Annotated in this window: 13 protein-coding genes; 6 read left to right on the top strand and 7 right to left on the bottom strand. The window is 66.2% G+C overall.

The features are described from left to right. Positions 1–141 precede the first annotated feature (141 nt). Positions 142–1032: a LysR family transcriptional regulator gene (locus tag B2W22_RS08260; protein WP_175121137.1), complete on the bottom strand. Its 891-nt coding sequence runs from the start codon at positions 1030–1032 to the stop codon at positions 142–144. 309 nt (positions 1033–1341) lie between these two features. Here B2W22_RS08260 and B2W22_RS08255 point away from each other — a divergent pair, with 309 nt between their 5' ends. Beyond that, positions 1342–2964 carry a GMC family oxidoreductase gene (locus tag B2W22_RS08255; RefSeq protein WP_286937157.1) on the top strand — a complete coding sequence of 541 codons (1623 nt, stop codon included), beginning with the start codon at positions 1342–1344 and terminating at the stop codon, positions 2962–2964. Positions 2965–3033: 69 nt separating this feature from the next. Here B2W22_RS08255 and cfa read toward each other — a convergent pair whose 3' ends face one another. Next, positions 3034–4224: a cyclopropane fatty acyl phospholipid synthase gene (gene cfa, locus B2W22_RS08250; protein WP_286937155.1), complete on the bottom strand. Its 1191-nt coding sequence runs from the start codon at positions 4222–4224 to the stop codon at positions 3034–3036. A 296-nt stretch (positions 4225–4520) separates the two neighbouring features. On the opposite strand from cfa, the gene B2W22_RS08245 reads away from it, so the two are divergent. The 3 genes from B2W22_RS08245 to greB all read left to right on the top strand — a co-directional run bounded on the left by B2W22_RS08245 (position 4521) and on the right by greB (position 6987). After that, on the top strand, positions 4521–5453 hold the full coding sequence (locus B2W22_RS08245; RefSeq protein WP_414631950.1) for an alpha/beta fold hydrolase: 933 nt from the start codon (positions 4521–4523) through the stop codon (positions 5451–5453). 69 nt (positions 5454–5522) lie between these two features. Continuing rightward, positions 5523–6368: a 3',5'-nucleoside bisphosphate phosphatase gene (locus B2W22_RS08240; RefSeq protein ID WP_175121140.1), complete on the top strand. Its 846-nt coding sequence runs from the start codon at positions 5523–5525 to the stop codon at positions 6366–6368. A gap of 67 nt (positions 6369–6435) precedes the next feature. Further along, a complete protein-coding gene (gene greB, locus B2W22_RS08235; protein WP_056319052.1) occupies positions 6436–6987 on the top strand; it encodes a transcription elongation factor GreB in 552 nt (183 codons plus the stop codon). Between the two features lie 152 nt (positions 6988–7139). Here the strand turns inward: greB and B2W22_RS08230 are convergent, their stop codons facing one another. From B2W22_RS08230 to B2W22_RS08220, 3 genes are all read right to left on the bottom strand, one after another. Next, on the bottom strand, positions 7140–8168 hold the full coding sequence (locus tag B2W22_RS08230) for a DctP family TRAP transporter solute-binding subunit (protein WP_286937152.1): 1029 nt from the start codon (positions 8166–8168) through the stop codon (positions 7140–7142). 85 nt (positions 8169–8253) lie between these two features. Further along, entirely contained in the window at positions 8254–9552 is a 1299-nt protein-coding gene (locus B2W22_RS08225) for a TRAP transporter large permease (protein WP_056562218.1), read from the bottom strand. Then, entirely contained in the window at positions 9549–10091 is a 543-nt protein-coding gene (locus B2W22_RS08220) for a TRAP transporter small permease (RefSeq protein WP_175121143.1), read from the bottom strand. Before B2W22_RS08220 ends, B2W22_RS08225 begins: the two co-directional genes overlap by 4 nt. A 359-nt stretch (positions 10092–10450) precedes the next feature. On the opposite strand from B2W22_RS08220, the gene purL reads away from it, so the two are divergent. Together purL and B2W22_RS08210 are read left to right on the top strand one after the other, a co-directional pair. Further along, the gene (gene purL, locus B2W22_RS08215) at positions 10451–14500 is read left to right on the top strand and encodes a phosphoribosylformylglycinamidine synthase (RefSeq protein WP_286937151.1); all 4050 of its coding nucleotides are present in this window, start codon (positions 10451–10453) and stop codon (positions 14498–14500) included. A 245-nt stretch (positions 14501–14745) separates the two neighbouring features. Further along, on the top strand, positions 14746–16377 hold the full coding sequence (locus B2W22_RS08210) for a methyl-accepting chemotaxis protein (protein WP_175121145.1): 1632 nt from the start codon (positions 14746–14748) through the stop codon (positions 16375–16377). 102 nt (positions 16378–16479) lie between these two features. Here B2W22_RS08210 and B2W22_RS08205 read toward each other — a convergent pair whose 3' ends face one another. After that, positions 16480–17463 (bottom strand): Bug family tripartite tricarboxylate transporter substrate binding protein, encoded by a 984-nt coding sequence (locus B2W22_RS08205; protein WP_175121146.1) that lies wholly within the window; start codon positions 17461–17463, stop codon positions 16480–16482. 19 nt (positions 17464–17482) lie between these two features. Continuing rightward, on the bottom strand, positions 17483–18439 hold the full coding sequence (locus B2W22_RS08200) for an alpha/beta fold hydrolase (protein ID WP_286937150.1): 957 nt from the start codon (positions 18437–18439) through the stop codon (positions 17483–17485). Positions 18440–18490 lie beyond the last annotated feature (51 nt).

Genomic DNA, 18490 nt, shown 5'->3' with positions numbered 1-18490 from the left:
ACGGCGCGATGAGGGGCAGCGGCCGATCCGCGCGGATCCGCGCGCATGCTTCGTATCGGTGCATATCCGTGTGCGCCCTGCACCCGTTTGGCGCAGCGCAGCATGATTGGCCGTCGGGACGTGCGGCGGCCGACAGCCGAATCAGGCGAATGCCGCCTGCACCGCGGCAAAGGCGGCAGCGACGAGCGGATCGTCGCGCCGCGCCGCCTGGGTGATGAAGGACAGCTCTGCCTGGATCGACAGGCCTTTCACGAGTTGCAGGCCGCTGGATTGCGATTCGCGCAGCGCGATGGCGTCGCGCGCGAGGGACAGGCCCACGCCCGAGCGCACCAGATCCAGCATCGAAGCCTCTTGATCGACCTCGGCCACCGCGTGCGGCGTAATGCCCAGGGCGTCGAACTTGTCGGACAGCAGGCGGTGGTGGACCGAATCCGGCGGGGTCCAGATCCACGGCAGCGCCGCGATTTCCGCCCAGCCCCGTCCCGCGACCTGCGCGCTCCAGCTTTTCGGGGCGACGACGTAATAGGAAAAGGAAGCAAGCGGTTGGGCGTGCAGGCCCGAGGGCTGGCTGCCGTCCCGGGCGTGTGGCCCCAAAAAGAACCCCACGTCCAATTCTCCGGCGCGCACTTGCCGGCCGACCGATCCCGACATGCCGTGCCGCAGGGTGGGGCGGATCTTCGGGTAGTGTTCGACCAGATACTGCAGCGTGGCGCCCAGCCTCAGGAATTCCGGGTCCAGGATCGTCCCGATGCGCAATTCGCCCTGCACCGTATCGCGCAACGCGCCGATGGCGCGCTGAAAGTCATCCAGCGCGTCCAGCACCCTTTGCGCCGAAGGCAACAACGCCCGCCCATCCGCGTTAGGCGCCAACCCTTGCGCCGTCCGCGCAAACAGCGTCAGGTCCAGCGACTCCTGAAAATTTTTGAGCTGCAGGCTGAGCGCAGGCTGCGTCAAATGCAGATGCTCGGCCGCGCGCGTCAAATTACCTTCGCGCGCGACGGCGGCAAACGTGCGGATGTGCTTCAGGTCCATGGATGCTCCCGGAAATCGCGTTGGAGGGTGTCAGACACCTCATTTCGTCCTACAAAACCGGTGGTGTCAGACACCTCATTCAGTCCTACAAAATCAGGGGTGTCTGACACCCACCCACACCCGACCAAGCGTGGAAACTGCCGAGCATTATTAGAGACGCTAATAATCCCCTTTTCAACATTTCATTGGACAGCCGCCCCGTCCTGCGCCAGAGTCTTGCCAGATTCCCGGCGCGCGTCCAACGTCGTAGCCGGGGCGGCTCACCGCGCCGGCGTCCGATTCGGATCCGCGACTTGATAAGAAGAGCTTATGGAGACATACGACTACATCATCGTGGGCGCGGGGTCGGCCGGCTGCGTGCTGGCCAACCGCCTGAGCCGCGACCCTGCCGTGCAGGTGCTGCTGCTGGAAGCCGGCGGGCGCGACAACTATCACTGGATTCACATCCCCGTCGGATACCTGCACTGCATCGGCAACCCGCGCACGGACTGGATGTACCGAACCGCTGAAGAGCCGGGGCTGGGCGGGCGCTCGCTCATCTATCCGCGTGGCCGCGTGCTGGGCGGATGTTCGTCCATCAACGGCATGATTTACATGCGTGGCCAGAAGCAGGACTACGAGGACTGGGCCGCGCTGTCGGGCGACGCGGCCTGGAGCTGGGATCAGGTGTTGCCGGTCTTCAAGCGCAGCGAGGACTATCACCGGGGCGCCGACGAATTCCACGGCGCGGGCGGCGAATGGCGCGTGGAGTCGCAGCGCCTGCGCTGGGACATCCTGGAAGCCTTCGCTTCGGCGGCCGAACAGGAAGGCATCCCGCGCGTGCAGGATTTCAACCGCGGCGACAACTTCGGCAGCGGCTATTTCGAGGTGAACCAGCGCAGCGGCTGGCGCTGGAATACGTCCAAGGCGTTTCTGCGGCCGGTGCGCAAACGCCCGAACCTGCATGTGATGACTGGCGCGCTGGCCGAACAGCTTGAATTCGATGAAAAGCACTGCGTCGGCGTGCGCGTCAACCAGAACGGCCGCGCGACGTCGTTGCGCGCGCGGCGCGAAGTGGTGCTGGCGGCCGGCGCGGTGAACTCGCCGCACCTCCTGGAAGTCTCCGGCATCGGCGAGCCCGCGCGCCTGCGCGAAGCCGGCATCACGCTGCGCCACGCCTTGCCGGGCGTGGGTGAGAACCTGCAGGACCATCTGCAATTGCGCGTCATCATCAAGGTGAACGACGTCAAGACGCTGAACCGTATCGCGTCCACGTGGCTGGGCAGGGCGGGCATCGGGCTGGAGTATCTGGTGAGCCGCAGCGGTCCAATGAGCATGGCGCCGTCGCAATTGGGCCTGTTCGCCAAATCCGATCCCGGCCAGGACCGCGCCAACGTCGAATTCCACGTACAGCCGCTGTCGTTGGGGGCGTTCGGCGAACCCCTGCATGGTTTCGACGCCTTCACCGCCAGTGTCTGCAACCTGCGCCCCACGTCGCGCGGCAGCGTGCACGCGCAAGGACCGGCGGGGCAGAAGGGCAGCGAAGCGCCCGTCATCCGCCCCAACTACCTGAGCACCGACGACGACCTGCGCGTGGCTGCCGATTCCATTCGCCTGGTGCGCCGCATTGCTGCCGCGCCCGCCTTGCAGCGATACCGGCCGGACGAATGGCTGCCGGGTCCGGCATTCCAGACCGAAGAAGAATTGCGCCAGGCGGCGGGCAAGATCGGCACCACTATCTTCCACCCGGTGGGCACCTGCGCGATGGGCCGGGACGCCGACAGCGGCGCGGTGGTGGACGCGCGGCTGCGCGTGCATGGGCTGCAAGGCCTGCGCATCGCCGACGCGTCGATCATGCCGCGCATCACCTCGGGCAACACCAATTCGCCGACGATCATGATTGCGGAGCGCGCGGCGGACATGATCGGGGAAGAGGCGGGGGCGGCGCGATAGCCGTCCGCCAATGACAACAAGCCGCCCGGTCAGGGGCGGCTTGCCTGGACACGCGCGAATGCGGCGGGTCTAACGCAGCGACCGGTATGTCTCCTGACGCTGCGGATGCGTCAGGATCACCTGCCAAAGCTGCCCTTCGCGCGACCGGAAAAAGCCCGCGCAGCACATCAGGTAGTACTTCCACATCCGGTAGAAGCGGGTGCCGTAGCGCGACTCCAGCGTGGGCCAGGCCTGCTCGAAGCGGTCCCACCATGCCATCAGCGTGCGGTCGTAGTCTGCCCCGAAGTTGTGCCAGTCCTCGACAATGAACCGGCCTTCGACGGCCGTCGCGATTTCGCGTGCCGACGGCAGCTTGCCGTTGGGAAACACGTAGCGGTCGATCCACGGATCGGTGCTCTGGCTGGTGGCCGCGATTCCGATGGTGTGCAGCAGGAAAATGCCTTCGGGCGCCATCAGCCGCTGCACGTTGGTGAAGTACGTGTCGTAGTTCTTCGGCCCGACGTGCTCGAACATCCCGACTGACACCACCTTGTCGAAGCGGCCTTGCAAGTCGCGGTAGTCCTGCAGCAGCAGCTCCACGGGCAGGCCTTTGACGCGTTCCTGCGCCAGGGCCAGTTGCTCCTTGGATACGGTCACGCCCGTGACCTTGACGCCGTAGCGTTCGGCCGCGAACTTGGCCAGTCCGCCCCAGCCGCAGCCGATGTCCAGGAGCGTCTCACCTTCCTTCAGTTGCAGCTTGCGGCAGATCATGTCCAGCTTGGCGACCTGCGCCTCCTCCAGCGTCTGGGCGTGTTCCCAGTACGCGCAGGAGTAGATCATCCGGCTGTCCAGCATCGCCTCGAACACGTCGTTGCCGGCGTCGTAATGCTGCTCACCGACTTCAAACGCCCGATGCTTGGACTGAAGATTGAACAGCTTGTGGCGCAGGTGCTCGGCAATCAGCTTGATGCGCGCCACGCCCAGCGCCGCCGATCCCATGTCGGCACGCAGCAGGCGGGTGAAGAGCTCGTCCAATTGGTCGCAGTCCCACTCGCCGTCCATGTACGACTCGCCGAGCCCCAACGACCAGCTGGCGAACACCCGCTCGTACATATGCTTGTCATGCACCTGCATGTCCCAGGGCCGCGAACCGTTGATCTGCACGTCGGCGCGCGCCATCAGGTCCTGCAGGATTTTCGGAGGGGCGGGGGGAGGGGGAATGACGCTGGGTTGACCGGCAGGCTGCTCGGTCAGCGGGGTGATGGGACTGCTTTGCTGCATACGGACTCCATATCAATTTTGGGATGACTGATCTGGCAATGCCTGAAGCTTTTTACTGTGCGCCTTGAAAGGTATGCAACTCCAATTTAATGATTGCATCGGGCCGATAGCCAACGGCAATGCGCGGCGGGCCGGGCGGAAAGCGGGCGAAGGACGGGCGCTCGGAGAATGCAAGGATCGTAGCCACGACCGCCGGGATAGTCCAGAGCAGGCCGCACCGGCGTTGCATAACCGATAAGATAGCGGCCAAAGTGGCGCAGCCGTGCCGGCGCGCGCCGATCGTGGAGCCTATCGAAGTGGATGCCAGCCTGGAACCCCGTTTGGAATTCGTCACGTGCGCCAGCCCGGCGGGCCTGCACCGCATGGCCTATTGGGAATGGGGCGATCCCGCCAATGACCGCGTGCTGCTCTGCGTGCACGGTCTGACCCGCAGCGGGCGCGACTTCGACGCACTGGCGCGCCGGCTGGCGGGCACGTACCGCGTGGTCTGCCCCGACGTGATCGGCCGCGGCCGGTCGGATTGGCTGGTCAATCCGGCGTTCTACACCGTGCCCCAGTACGTGTCCGACATGGTGACGCTCATCGCGCGCCTGCGCCCGGCCAGCCTGTCGTGGGTCGGCACGTCGATGGGCGGGTTGATCGGCATGGCGTTGTCAGGCGCCGCCGCGTTCGCCAAGGCCATGCTGGCAATGCGCCCGCATGCCGGCATGCTGCCGCCTGACCAGGGGCTGCGCCTGGACAAACTGGTGCTCAACGACGTGGGCCCGCGTCTGGAAAACGGCGCCCTGTCGCGCATCGGCCAGTACGTGGGCGCGCCTGGTGAATTCGCCACCTTCGAAGAGGCCGTGGCGACGATGCGCGCCAATTCGGAAACCTTCGGTCCGCATACCGACGCCCAATGGGCAGAACTGGCCAAATACCTGTACCCGCAGCAGGGCGACAAGTGGGTCAAGCACTACGACCTGGCCATCGCCCAGGCGCTGGCGGCCCAGACGCCCGAAGAACTGGCGGCGGGCGAGCAGATCCTGTGGCGGTCGTATGACGCGCTGGACTGCCCGATCCTGATTGTGCGCGGCGAACTGTCCGATCTGCTGACGCGCGCCACCGTCGAAGAAATGCGCCAGCGCAATCCGCGTGCACAGGCGCTTGAGGTGGCGGGCGTGGGACACGCGCCCACGCTGATCGCGGACGATCAGGTGAACCCGGTGGCGGAATTCCTGCTGGCCTGAACGGCCAGGCGGCAATGTGGGGACGGCACCGCGCTAGGCGTGCCGCCGGGCCTTCTCTACAATAGCCGCATGAAATCGCCCACCCTGAACATCGACCTGCATTGCCATTCCACCGTTTCGGACGGCGCGCTTGCGCCCCGGGACGTGGCGCAGCGGGCGTTCGCCAATGGCGTCGATGTCTGGGCACTGACCGATCACGACGAAGTGGGCGGCATCGCCGAAGCTTCCGCCGCGGCAGAAGAGCTGGGCATGCGCTTTGCCACCGGCGTCGAAGTCTCCGTCACGTGGGCCGGCCTGACCGTGCATATCGTCGGCCTGCGCTTTGATCCCACGAACGCGGCGCTGGTCGAAGGCCTGCGCAAGACCCGCTCGGGACGCGCGGCCCGCGCCAAGCGCATCGGCGACCGCCTGGCAGACATGGGCATGCCCGGCGCCTACGAAGGCGCGCTGCCGTTTGCCGGCAATCCCGAACTGATCAGCCGCACGCACTTTGCGCGATACCTGGTGCAAGCCGGTTATTGCCCCGACGTGCAAACCGTTTTCAACAAGCATCTGGGCGACGACTGCCCCGGCCATGTGCCCATGCAATGGGCCACGCTGGCCGACGCCGTGGGCTGGATCCGCGGTGCGGGCGGCCAGGCCGTCATCGCCCACCCGGGCCGCTACAAGTACACGCCCCTGCAGTTTGCCGCGCTGTTCGACGAATTTCTGCAATTGGGTGGCGTGGGCATCGAGGTCAACACGGGCAGCCACACCGTGGAAGAAGCCCGCCAGTATGCCGAGGTGGCGCGCCGCTACGGCTTTCTGGCCTCGCGCGGCTCGGACTTCCACAGTCCCAAGGAAAGCCGGATGGACCTGGGCCAACTGCCGCCGCTGCCATCCGACCTGAAGCCGGTCTGGCACGACTGGTTCTGACGCGGGCGGCCCGCGCCGCTCATTCCGAAAGCTTCGACAGTGATCGCGCCATCGCGATGCAACCGCCATGAATAAAGCCTTTGTTAAAGAGTCCGACCACGAGGACGACGACGATCTGCCGCAGGCCCAAGCGTTGCCGGCCGGCACCAAGAACTACATGACGCCCGAGGGTTACGAGCGCCTGCGCGGCGAGCTGACCCAGCTTATGAATGTGGAACGTCCGGCCGTCGTGCAGGTGGTGTCGTGGGCCGCGTCCAACGGCGACCGCTCGGAAAACGGCGACTACCTTTACGGCAAGAAGCGCCTGCGCGAGATCGACCGCCGCATGCGCTTTCTGACCAAGCGCCTGGACATCGCCGAGGTCGTGGACCCCAAGGCCCAACCCAACCGCGACCAGGCCTTTTTCGGCGCCACGGTGGTCTACGTGGACAAGGCCGGCGAGGAACACACCGTCACCATCGTCGGCGTGGACGAGGCCGAGCCCCTGGCCGGCAAGATCAGCTGGATCTCGCCGGTGGCGCGGGCGCTGATCAAGGCGCGGGAAGGCGACACGGTGGTGCTGCGCACGCCGGCTGGCATCGATGAGCTGGATATCCTAGAAGTCAGCTATCCGGAATAGGGAAGTCAGACGCCCAAAAAGATAACGGGCGCCGGTTGTGGCCGGCGCCCGTTTGGTGGGCGGGATTCTAGCGTCCCTGCCTCGGTTGGCGGCTTGCGCCGCCGGTTCCCCTGGGGCTTGCTGCGAAACTTTCGCGGTTTGCTTCTTGCGGGTTACTTCTTGCGTTCTGCGATCGACTTTTCGGCCTTGTTGACCAGGTCCTCGCCGATCTGCTTCTTCCACTTTTCATAGACCGGCTTGGTGGCCTTCACGAACGCGTCGTGATCGGCCTGCGACAGCGTCGTCACCGTCACGCCGTGGCCGGCGATTTCCTTGAGCAGCGACGGGTCTTCGGGCGTGACGCCCTTGCGCGCGATCACGATCTGCTGCTTGCCGGCGTCCAGCGCGGCCTGACGCACGATGTCGCGATCCTTTTCCGACCAGGAATTCCAGACTTCGCGGTTGACCACGAAGATCAGCGGATCGGCCACGTAGTTCCACAGAGTCAGGTACTTCTGACCCACGGTGTAGAGCTTGGAGCCTGTGTAGATCGACAGCGGATTCTCCTGGCCGTCGACCGCGCCGCTGGCCAGCGCGGGTTGCGCGTCCGCCCAGCTCATCTGCGTGGGATTGGCGCCCAGCGCGGTGAACGTGTCGATGTATAGCGGCGATCCCACCACGCGCAGCTTCATGCCCTTCATGTCCTCGGGCCGCTTGATCTCGCGCTTGGAGTTGCTGACCTGGCGGTAGCCGTTCTCGCCCCAGGCCAGCGGCACCACGCCGGCCTTCTCGATGAGCTTGAACATGTCCTTGCCCACGTCGCCCTGCACCAGCGCGTCGATGGCGGCGTAGTCGGGCATCAGGAAGGGCAGGGAGAACAGGTTCAACTGCTTGACCTGCGGCGACCAATTGATGGTCGATCCCACGGCCATGTCGATCACGCCCTGGCGGATGGCGGTGAACTCGCGGGTCTGATCGCCCTGGACCAGCGAGGTGCCGGGGTAGACCTTGATGTTGATGCGGCCTTCGGTGCGCTCGCGCACCAGGTTCGACCAGATCTCGGCGCCCTGGCCCCACGGGAACGTGGTGCCCACGACGATGGAGAGCTTGTACTCGGGCTTGTAGTTCTGCGCATGCGCGGGCGACATGCCCACCACGGCTGCCGCGCACAGCGCCGCGCCGATCAGGTTGCGGAATTTCATGTTGCGTCTCCTCTCTCTGCGAGTCTTTCTGTTGTTGTCATCCATGGCCGAGAACCCTTGCCGGGCCGGCCCCGTCCAGCCTCTCTCAATAACCCAGCTTGCGCGGCAGCCACAGCGCCAGTTCGGGAAACACCAGCACCGCGACCAGCACCATGAACATCGCGCCCAGCAGCCACACCACCCAGCGCACGGTCGATTCCATCGGCACGCGCGCGATGCGGCATGACACCATCAGGTTCACGGCCAGCGGCGGGGTGAACTGGCCCAGCGCCACCTTCAAAGTCAGAATCACGCCAAACCACACCGGATCCCAGCCGTAGGCATTGGCGATCGGCATGAGCAGCGGCACGAAAATCAGAAAGATCGAGATGCCGTCCAGGAACATGCCCACGGTCATCAGCAGCAGGATCAGCAGCGCCAGCACGCCCCATTCACCCAGGCCAGAATTGACGATGGCATGCGTGATCGGGTCGATCACGCTCAGCGTCGACAGGGCCCACGCAAAGATCCCGGCCAGCGTCACCACCAGCATGATCACGGCGGACAGCTCGGCGGCTTCGCGCAGGATTTTGTACAGGTCGCGGAACTTGATGGTGCGGTGGATGAAGCCGCCCACGAACAGGCCATAGAACACCGCGACGACGGCAGCCTCGGTCGGCGTGAACCAGCCCATCCGCATGCCGCCCAAAATCAGCACCGGCGCGGCCAGGCCCCACGACGCCTCGCGCAGGCTCTTCCAGAACGGCGGGCGGGGCAGGTGCGCTTCCAGCGCGCCCATCTTGTACTTGCGGCTCAGCCACACGGCCGGAATGATCAGCGCAAAGCCAGCCAGGATGCCCGGGATCATGCCGGCCGCAAACAGCGCGGGCACCGATGCGCCCGGCACCAGCACGGAATAGATGATGAAGGCCACGGACGGCGGGATCAGGATGTCGGTGGCGGCGCCGGCGGCCACCACGGACGCCGAGAACGATCCCGGATAGCCGGCGCGCGACATTGCGGTGATCATCACCGCGCCCACGGCCGCGGCGCAGGCTGGTCCCGAGCCCGAGATGCCGCCCAGAAACATCGCCACCGCAATCGACACCAGCGGCAGCATGCCCGGACCGCGTCCGACGATGGCGATCGCAAAGTCCACCAGCCGCTTGGCCACGCCCGAGCGGTCGAAGATGGAGCCCACCAGCACGAACATCGGAATCGCCAGCAGGGGATATTTGGCCAGCCCGGCATAGAAGTTCTGCGGCACCGTCAGCAGGCCATACCAGGGCGTATCCAGGTTGGTCAGCACGATCGCCACCGTGCCGCCAATGCCCAGCGCGACGCCAACCGGCACGCCGATGATCATCAGGACGATGAAGACGGTAAAGAGGATGGCGGCGATCATCGCTGGGCTTCCTGGCCCGGCGCGCGCACGAGGCGGCGCAACGTGCCGAGCGTGCGCAGCGAAATCGCGGCGGCCATGACCGGCAGCCAGATCGAATACCACCAGGTCGGCACGCCGATGGCCGGCGAGGTCTCCTCGTAGATGTATTCGTCATACACCAGCTTGACCGACAGCACGGTCAGCAGCACGAAGAATCCCAGCACGCAGCTGTTCGAGATCAGTGCCATGATGCGCTGGCGGCGCGGCGAGCCCGAGTCCGCCAGGATCTCGATGCGGATGTGATGATTGCGCACGAACGCCACGCTGCCGCCTGCCATCGTCAGCACGATCAGGAGGAACACGGAGATTTCTTCCGTCCAGGCGAAAGACTGATCGGTGAAGTAGCGCACCAGCACATTCAGGAAAGTGATGATGGCCAACGTCGCCAGCAGGATCACGGCCAGCCAGTCCTCGACGGCCAGCGGCACCTTCACGGCGGGATCTGCTTCTACGGGGATGATCGGTTCTACGGGCTCGGCGGGGGCTTCGGGGCGGGACATGTGAGGCAGCGGCCAGCGGGCGCGGAAAGGCGCTTTTCTTGTTGGAAGGGTCGCTGCATCCTACCGTTGCGCTGCCGGGCCAGGTCTTCGTGTTTTCCCGCAATGCGGGGTCGAAGCAACATGCTGCGCCGCATCAACGTGGCGGGGCGGGAACGCCGCCGGGAGGGCAAAAGGGCCGCCTTCCGTCCCGTAGCATCGGCGATATTGCTTTGCACCATGCCAGTGCGCGGTGTGCGGAATTCTTTTGTAACAATGGCCAAATCGGACCGCTGGAACCCGTCGCGAACTTCGGCTCCGGGAAAACCCCTTAAACGGGTAAAATCCCTGCTTTGCACCCCTCTTTATACGGCGCCCGCATCGTGTCCCTAGTTCAGCATCTGCCTGGTTCCTCCGTCCTGTCCTCCTTTCGACGTGATCGCCTTCTGGCGCAATTGAAGGAAGCCGGCCTGCCGGTGGCCGACATATCCGCCCGCTACGAGCACTTCGTCAGCACCGACGCGGCCCTGACGGCCGAACAGCAGCAGCAACTGTCGCAACTGCTCGACTACGGCACGCCCGCCACGGGTGACGCGCCCGCCAAGAGCGTGTCCCTGCTGGTCATCCCGCGCCTCGGCACGATCTCCCCCTGGGCCAGCAAGGCCACCGACATCGCCCACAACTGCGGCCTGTCGTCGGTGCATCGCATTGAACGCGGCGTGCGCTATGTCATTACGCCCGAACGCGGCCTGCTCGGCGCCAAGTCGCTCGACGAAGCCATGCTGGCTCGCGCGGCCGACTGCCTGCACGACCGCATGACCGAAACCGTGGTGGACGCCAGCTTCGACGGCCAGGCGCTGTTCCAGCCGCTGGCCGGCAAGCCCATGCGCACGGTCGACGTCCAGACGCGCGGCGCCGATGCGCTGGTCGAAGCCAACACCACGCTGGGCCTGGCCCTGTCCGACGACGAGATCGAATACCTGGCCAAGTCCTTCACCGACCTGGGCCGCGATCCCACCGACGTCGAGCTGATGATGTTCGCGCAGGCCAACAGCGAACACTGCCGCCACAAGATCTTCAACGCCGAATGGGTCATCGACGGCCAGTCGCTGCCCAACACGCTGTTCGGCATGATCCGCGCCACGCACAAGGCGCAGCCGCAAGGCACTGTCGTCGCCTACTCGGACAACGCCGCCATCATGGAAGGCGGCCCTGCGCAGCGCTTCCAGGCCGGCGTGCCGGGCCTGGCAGGCCAGGGCGCCGACAGCGCCAAGTACATCCGCCGCGACACCACCGTGCATACGCTCATGAAGGTGGAAACGCACAACCACCCGACCGCCATCGCCCCGTTCCCCGGTGCGTCCACCGGCAACGGCGGCGAAATCCGCGACGAAGGCGCCACCGGCCGCGGCTCCAAGCCCAAGGCGGGCCTCACGGGCTTCACCGTGTCGCACCTGCGCTTTGACGACGCACTGCAACCCTGGGAAGCCGATCACCACGGCCTGCCCGATCGCATCGCTTCGCCGCTGTCCATCATGATCGACGGCCCCATCGGCGGCGCCGCGTTCAACAACGAATTCGGCCGTCCCAACCTGCTGGGCTACTTCCGCTCGTTCGAGCAGACCGCCGGCGGCACGCGTTGGGGCTATCACAAGCCCATCATGATCGCGGGCGGCCTGGGAAGCATCGACGCCGGCCTCACGCACAAGGATGTAATTCCCCCCGGCGCGCTGCTGATCCAATTGGGCGGCCCGGGCTTCCGCATCGGCATGGGCGGCGGCGCCGCCTCCAGCATCAGCATGGGCAGCAACTCGGCTGAACTGGACTTCGACTCCGTCCAGCGCGGCAACCCCGAAATCGAACGCCGCGCGCAAGAGGTCATCGACCGCTGCTGGCAACAGTCCGAAAACAACCCCATCATCGCGATCCACGACGTGGGCGCAGGCGGCCTGTCCAACGCATTCCCGGAACTGGTCAACGACGCCGGCCGCGGCGCCATCTTTGACCTGAAGCGCGTGCCTCTCGAAGAATCGGGCCTGTCGCCCGCCGAAATCTGGAGCAACGAATCGCAGGAACGCTACGTCCTGTCGATCCTCCCGCAAGACCTCGAACGCTTTGACGCCATCGCCCGCCGCGAACGCTGCCCGTACGCGGTGGTGGGCGTGGCCACCGAAGAGCGCCAGCTGCGCGTGGTGGACGGCGAAGGCCTGCCCGGCCTGGACACGATCCGCCCGCAAGGCGACGCCGAAGTGCGCCCCGTGGACGTGCCCATCGACGTCATTCTGGGCAAGCCGCCGCGCATGACGCGCGACGTCACCCGCCTGCCCGGCGTGTCCGAGCCGCTGGACCTGGCCGGCATCGACCTGACCGAAGCCGCCTATCGCGTGCTGCGCCACCCCACCGTGGCCAACAAGTCGTTCCTCATCACCATCGGCGACCGCACTGTCGGCGGTCTGTCCAGCCGCGACCAGATGGTCGGTCCGTGGCAAGTGCCTGTCGCCGACTGCGCCGTCACGCTGGCCGACTACGAAGGTTTCCGCGGTGAAGCCATGTCGATGGGCGAACGCACCCCCATCGCCATGCTGGACGCCCCGGCCTCGGGCCGCATGGCCGTGGCCGAAGCCCTGACCAACCTGGCCGCGGCCGACGTCGCGCGCCTTGAAGACATCAAGCTGTCGGCCAACTGGATGGCCGCCTGCGGCGTGGCCGGGCAAGACGCCGCGCTGTACGACACCGTGTCCGCCGTCAGCGAGCTGTGCCAGGCCACCGGCCTGTCCATCCCGGTCGGCAAGGACTCGCTGTCCATGAAGACCTCCTGGGAACAGGACGGCGAGCAGCGCCAGGTCGTCGCGCCCGTGTCGCTGATCATCACGGCGTTCGCACCCGTTGCTGATGTCCGCGCCAGCCTGACGCCGCAACTGCGCACCGACGCCGGCGACAGCGTCCTGATCCTGATCGACCTGGGCCGCGGCCGTCACCGCATGGGCGGCTCGATTCTGGCGCAGACCTACAACCAGGTCGGCCAGACCGTGCCGGACATCGACGCGCCGCAAGACCTGCGCGCCTTCTTCGTCACCATCCGCACGCTGGCCGAAGCCGGCACCATCCTGTCCTATCACGACCGTTCCGATGGCGGCCTGTTCGCCACGCTGGTTGAAATGGCCTTCGCCGGCCGCACCGGCATCTCGGTCAACCTGGACATGCTGACCTTCGATCCACAGTCGGCCGATTGGGGCGACTACAAGATCCGTCCGGAACAGGTCGCCGTGCAGCGCGACGAACTGACGCTGAAGGCCCTGTTCTCGGAAGAAGCGGGCGCCGTCATCCAGGTGCCGGCTTCGCAGCGCGACGCCGTCATGCAGGTCCTGCGCGGCGCCGGCCTGTCGGCCCACTCGCACGTCATCGGCGGCCTGAACGGCGCCGACGAAGTCGAGTTCTACCGCGACGGCCGCAAGGTCTGGGGCCAGCCGCGCGCCGATCTGGGCCGCGCGTGGTCCGAAGTCTCGCACCGCATCATGGCGCGCCGCGACAACCCCGCGTGCGCCCAGGCTGAACTGGACGTCTGGAACGACACCAAGGATCCGGGCATGAGCCCGACCGTGGCCTTCGACCCGCAAGAGGACGTGGCCGCGCCGTTCATCAATACCGGCAAGCGTCCGCGCGTGGCCATCCTGCGCGAGCAGGGCTGCAACAGCCAGGTCGAAATGGCCTGGGCCTTCGATACCTCGGGCTTCGAGGCCATCGACGTCCACATGACCGACCTCCTGTCCGGTCGCCTGGACCTGGCCCAGATGCAGGGCCTGGTCGCCGTCGGCGGCTTCAGCTACGGCGACGTGCTGGGCGCCGGCGAAGGCTGGGCGCGCACCATCCGCTTCAATAGCAAGCTGTCGGATCAGTTCGCCGCATACTTCGCGCGTCCCGATACCTTCGCGCTGGGTGTGTGCAACGGCTGCCAGATGATGGCCGCGCTGGCGCCCATGATCCCGGGCGCCGAGCACTGGCCGCGCTTCACGCGCAACCAGTCCGAAAAGTACGAAGCCCGTCTGTCGATGGTGGAAATCGCCAAGTCGCCGTCCATCTTCTTTGCCGGCATGGAAGGCGCCCGCGTGCCGGTCGCCGTGGCCCACGGTGAAGGCTTTGCCGACTTCTCGCAGCAGGGCGACGCCAGCCGCGTGCTGGCCGGCGCGCGCTTCATCGACAACTATGGCCAAGCCACCGAAGCCTATCCGTTCAACCCGAACGGCAGCCCGGGCGGCCTGACCTCGGTCACCACGGCCGACGGCCGCTTCACGGTGATGATGCCGCACCCGGAACGCGTGACCCGCAACGTCATGATGTCGTGGGCGCCCGAGAAGTGGGGCAATGCGGACTCGGGCGGTGCGTTCAGCCCGTGGATGCGCATCTTCCGCAACGCGCGCGCCTGGCTGAAGTAAGCGTTTCGGGCTAAGCCCCGAACCCCTGGCCACCGAAACCGCCGCGGCACGTCCGCGGCGGTTTTGCGTTGACGGCCTTGCCGCGGCGGCGATGATTCCGAGGCCGAAGGGGAGCGCTGGCGGCAGGCGCACAAGCTGTCCGCCACGCGGTCCGCTCAACGCATGTAACCCGGTGAAATATTTAACTTTTCATTGCATTGCGCCGTTAAGGGGAAAGCGTTACGCAACCCCCGGAGTGGCTTTCAATGTTCAAGAATTTAAGTATCCGCGCAATCCTGACGACCGCCTTGGCCGTCTTCTTTGCACTCTTTCTGGTGACCGGCATCGCGGTCTACCAGCAACTGACCTCCAACCGCACCTCGATCGAGGTGATGCTGGACACCAACCTGGTCCGCGCCAATTCGCTGGACGATGCGGCGTCGGACCTGCTGCGCGCCCGCGTGGTGCTGCTGGCGGCGCATAGCGCGCTGCTCGAAGGCAAGAGCCTGGACACGACGGCCAGCAACATGCAGCGCATGGACAGCTACGTCACCAAGGCCACCGGTCAGATCGAAGCCGCGCGCAAGCTGCCGGAAACGTCGCCGCAGGGCAAGCCTCTGTTCGAGGCCGCGCTGGCCGCCTACGACGTCTACGTGCGCGAGGCCATCGGCCCGATGATTGCCGCCATTCGCGCCGGCGACGCCAAGGAGGCCGGCCGCATCAATCAGGAAAAGGTCAGCCCGCTCGGCACCAAGTTCACCCAGGCCAACCAGCAATACGTGGACTTCGCCGACGAAGTCGGCCAGCGCGTTGCGCGCGACTCCGCCGCGCGCATCAATACCGCGATCGTCTTCCTGATCTGTCTGCTGGTCGTGGTGGCCGCGCTGGTCGTGGGCCTGTATGTGGTCTTCGGCCGCGCCGTCTTCCGTCCGTTGCATGAAGCCGGGCGCCTGTTCGACCGCATCGCCAGCGGCGACCTGACCAACCGCATCGAGCAGCGCGGCAACAACGAGATCGGCGTTCTGTACGGCGCCGTCAAGCGCATGCAGGACAGCCTGGCGCGCACGGTGTCGGCCGTCCGCCTGGGCGTGGAAGAGATCCACACCGGTTCGCGCGAAATCGCCGCGGGCAACATCGACCTGTCCTCGCGCACCGAGCAGCAGGCCGCGTCGCTGGAAGAAACCGCCGCCAGCATGGACGAACTGTCCTCCACCGTGAAGAACAACGCCGACAGCTCGCGCAGCGCGGCGCAACTGGCGATGGCGGCATCGGAAGTCGCCACGCGCGGCGGCCAGGCGGTCGGCGACGTGGTCGGCACAATGCGCGGCATTGCCGACAGCTCGCATCGCATCTCCGACATCGTCGGCGTGATCGACGGCATTGCCTTCCAGACCAACATCCTGGCGCTGAACGCCGCGGTCGAAGCCGCGCGCGCGGGCGAGCAGGGCAAGGGTTTCGCGGTGGTGGCCAGCGAAGTGCGTGCGCTGGCGCAGCGCAGCGCCGCCGCAGCGAAGGAGATCAAGGGCCTGATCGACGACTCCGTGCAGAAGGTCTCGGTGGGTTCCGACCAGGTGGAGGCCGCCGGCGCCACCATGCAGGAGATCGTGACGTCGGTGCGCCGCGTGGCGGACATCATCAACGAGATCTCCAGCGCGTCCGAGGAGCAGTCGCAGGGCATCGAGCAGGTGAACCAGGCCGTGTCGCAGATGGACAGCGTGACGCAGCAGAACGCGGCGCTGGTCGAAGAGGCCGCGGCCTCGGCGGCATCGCTGGAAACGCAGGCCCAGCGCCTGCGCGACGCGGTTGCGGTGTTCAAGCTGCAATCCGGCCGGGTGATCGACGCTGAAGCTCCCGCGCTGGACAACCGCGGCGCTGAACCGGCCCTCATTGGCGCCTGATTCCGCCGGCCAAAGTTACGCGCCAATAAAAAGCCGGCCCCGAAGGCCGGCTTGCATGTACCACGCAAGGCCCCGACGCATGACGCGCCGGGGCCTTTTGCATTACTGGTCGAGTTGGATCTTGGCGTCGTTGGCGACGTTCTTCCACTTCTTCACGTCGCTGGCGATCACTTGCTGGAAGGCGTCGGACGAACCGGCGACCACGGTGCCGCCCAGGCTGGCCATCTTGGCCTTCACTTCCGGCGTGTTCAGCGCCTTGACCGAGGCGTCGTGCAGCTTGGTCTTCACGGCTTCCGGCAGGTTCTTCGGGGCCAGCAGGCCGTTCCACGCGTTGGCTTCATAGCGCGTCAGGCCGGCTTCCTTGAAGGTCGGCGTGTCGGGCAGTTCCGGCGAACGCACGTCGGCGGCGATGGCGATCGGGCGGATCTGGCCGCTCTTGATGTAGGGCAGCGAGGCCGGCACCGGTTCCCAGATCATCGACACCTGGCCGCTGATCACGTCGGTGAAAGCGGGGCCCGCGCCGCGGTAGGCGATGTGCATCAGGTGCGAACCCGTCATCGACTTCATCAGTTCCATCGCCAGGTTACCCAGGCCGCCCGCGCCGGACGACGCGTACGTGTACTTGTCCGGATTGGCCTTCGACTGCGCGATCAGCGCGTTCAGGTCGGCGGCGGGGAAGTCCTTGGTGACGCTCAGCACGCCGGGCACGGTGACCAGTTGCGTGATGGCCGTGAAATCCTGCGATGCGTCGTACGTCAGGTTCTTGTAGACGGCGGGGTTCGTGCCGTGGGTGCTGGAGGAGGCCAGCAGGATGGTGTAGCCGTCGGGTGCGGCGTCGGCGACGTAGCGCGTGCCGATCGAACCGCCTGCGCCGGCCTTGTTCTCGACCACCACCGTGACGCCGAGTTCGGTGCCCAGTTGCGCGGCGAAGACGCGGCCGATGATGTCGGCGGTGCCGCCCGGGGCGAACGGCACGATCATGCGGATGGGCTTGCTCGGGTAGTCGGACTGCTGGGCCGAAGCGCCGGCCGCCAGCGTGGCGCCGGTCAGGAGCGCCAGGGCGATGGTGGTTTTCTTCAGGGTCATCTGTATCTCCACGAGAAGGTTAGTCGAGGCTGCGATCGAGCCAATCGACGATCAATCCGGCAATGTGGTCGCTGTTGCGATCCAGCATGCAGAAGTGCGAATTGCCGGCGATGCCGGCAGCGGGCAGGTCCAGCACGTCGGCGCGTTGTCCGGCCGCGCGCAGGGCGTTCCAATAGGCGTCCGTCTGGGCGCGATAGCGCTGCCAGGTGTCGTCCGCGGTGAAGTGATCGCCCCAGACCAGCAGTTGCGGGGGCAACTGACAGGAGGCCTGGGCCGGAGTGCCGGTGGGTTCAACGGCCACGACGGCGCGCACGGTCGCGGCATATTCCTGCGCGAGCTGCGTGACAAAGCCGCCGCCCTGGCTGTGGCCGACCAGGATGCAAGGGCCCACGAAGTCGAGCAGCGCGCGATAGGCGTCCAGCGCCATGTCGCCGTGCGTCAGCCAGCGCGGGACGAACTGCTTTGAAAACGTGTCAAACGCCTCGACGGGAAACTGCTGGTCCGGATACGCCTGGCGCGGTTCGCCTGCCGGCGCATAGCCCGAGGCCGGGCCGATGCGGAACAGCCGCCACGCTTCTTCCTTGGATCGGAAGATGGGGGCCGAATCGTAGACCTCGGGAAACATCGCCCACGAGGCGCGGCCGCGTTCCGGCGCGTCGGACACGAAGACGTCGTAGCCGGCCTGCAGCAGGCGCCACAACCAACCGTCGCGGCCATCCGGCGTGCTTTCCCATTGCGCGCCGGTCATGCCGCCGCCATGCCATAGCAGGACGGGGTAAGGCCGCGTCGGCTGGGCGAGGCGGTACTCCTGGACATACAACTGGCCGACGCTGTAGCCGCCGTTCATGTCGATGAGCCGGGGCGACGCATTGCCGACCACCTTTTGCTGCTGCATCGGCAGTCCGCCGGCCACGACTTCGACGCCGCCCAGGTAATGGCTGCGGATGGACTTGAGCTGGACAGGGATGTCGGACATAGGGTTTTCCAGGAGTGGATGCGGGGATATTAGTTGCAAGGTGTTTCTGTC

It is taken from the genome of Achromobacter sp. UBA4530 (assembly GCF_002388205.1).
In the GTDB taxonomy this organism is placed as follows: domain Bacteria; phylum Pseudomonadota; class Gammaproteobacteria; order Burkholderiales; family Burkholderiaceae_B; genus Achromobacter; species Achromobacter animicus.
Note: the sequence above shows the minus strand (reverse complement) of the source record. Positions and strands in the feature narration are given on the sequence as shown.

Coding starts and splice junctions, on each gene's coding strand:
- B2W22_RS08260 (WP_175121137.1), bottom strand. CDS start 1,032: ATGGACCTGAAGCACATCCGCACGTTTGCCGCCGTCGCGCGCGAAGGT.
- B2W22_RS08255 (WP_286937157.1), top strand. CDS start 1,342: ATGGAGACATACGACTACATCATCGTGGGCGCGGGGTCGGCCGGCTGC.
- cfa (WP_286937155.1), bottom strand. CDS start 4,224: ATGCAGCAAAGCAGTCCCATCACCCCGCTGACCGAGCAGCCTGCCGGT.
- B2W22_RS08240 (WP_175121140.1), top strand. CDS start 5,523: ATGAAATCGCCCACCCTGAACATCGACCTGCATTGCCATTCCACCGTT.
- greB (WP_056319052.1), top strand. CDS start 6,436: ATGAATAAAGCCTTTGTTAAAGAGTCCGACCACGAGGACGACGACGAT.
- B2W22_RS08230 (WP_286937152.1), bottom strand. CDS start 8,168: ATGAAATTCCGCAACCTGATCGGCGCGGCGCTGTGCGCGGCAGCCGTG.
- B2W22_RS08225 (WP_056562218.1), bottom strand. CDS start 9,552: ATGATCGCCGCCATCCTCTTTACCGTCTTCATCGTCCTGATGATCATC.
- B2W22_RS08220 (WP_175121143.1), bottom strand. CDS start 10,091: ATGTCCCGCCCCGAAGCCCCCGCCGAGCCCGTAGAACCGATCATCCCC.
- B2W22_RS08210 (WP_175121145.1), top strand. CDS start 14,746: ATGTTCAAGAATTTAAGTATCCGCGCAATCCTGACGACCGCCTTGGCC.
- B2W22_RS08205 (WP_175121146.1), bottom strand. CDS start 17,463: ATGACCCTGAAGAAAACCACCATCGCCCTGGCGCTCCTGACCGGCGCC.
- B2W22_RS08200 (WP_286937150.1), bottom strand. CDS start 18,439: ATGTCCGACATCCCTGTCCAGCTCAAGTCCATCCGCAGCCATTACCTG.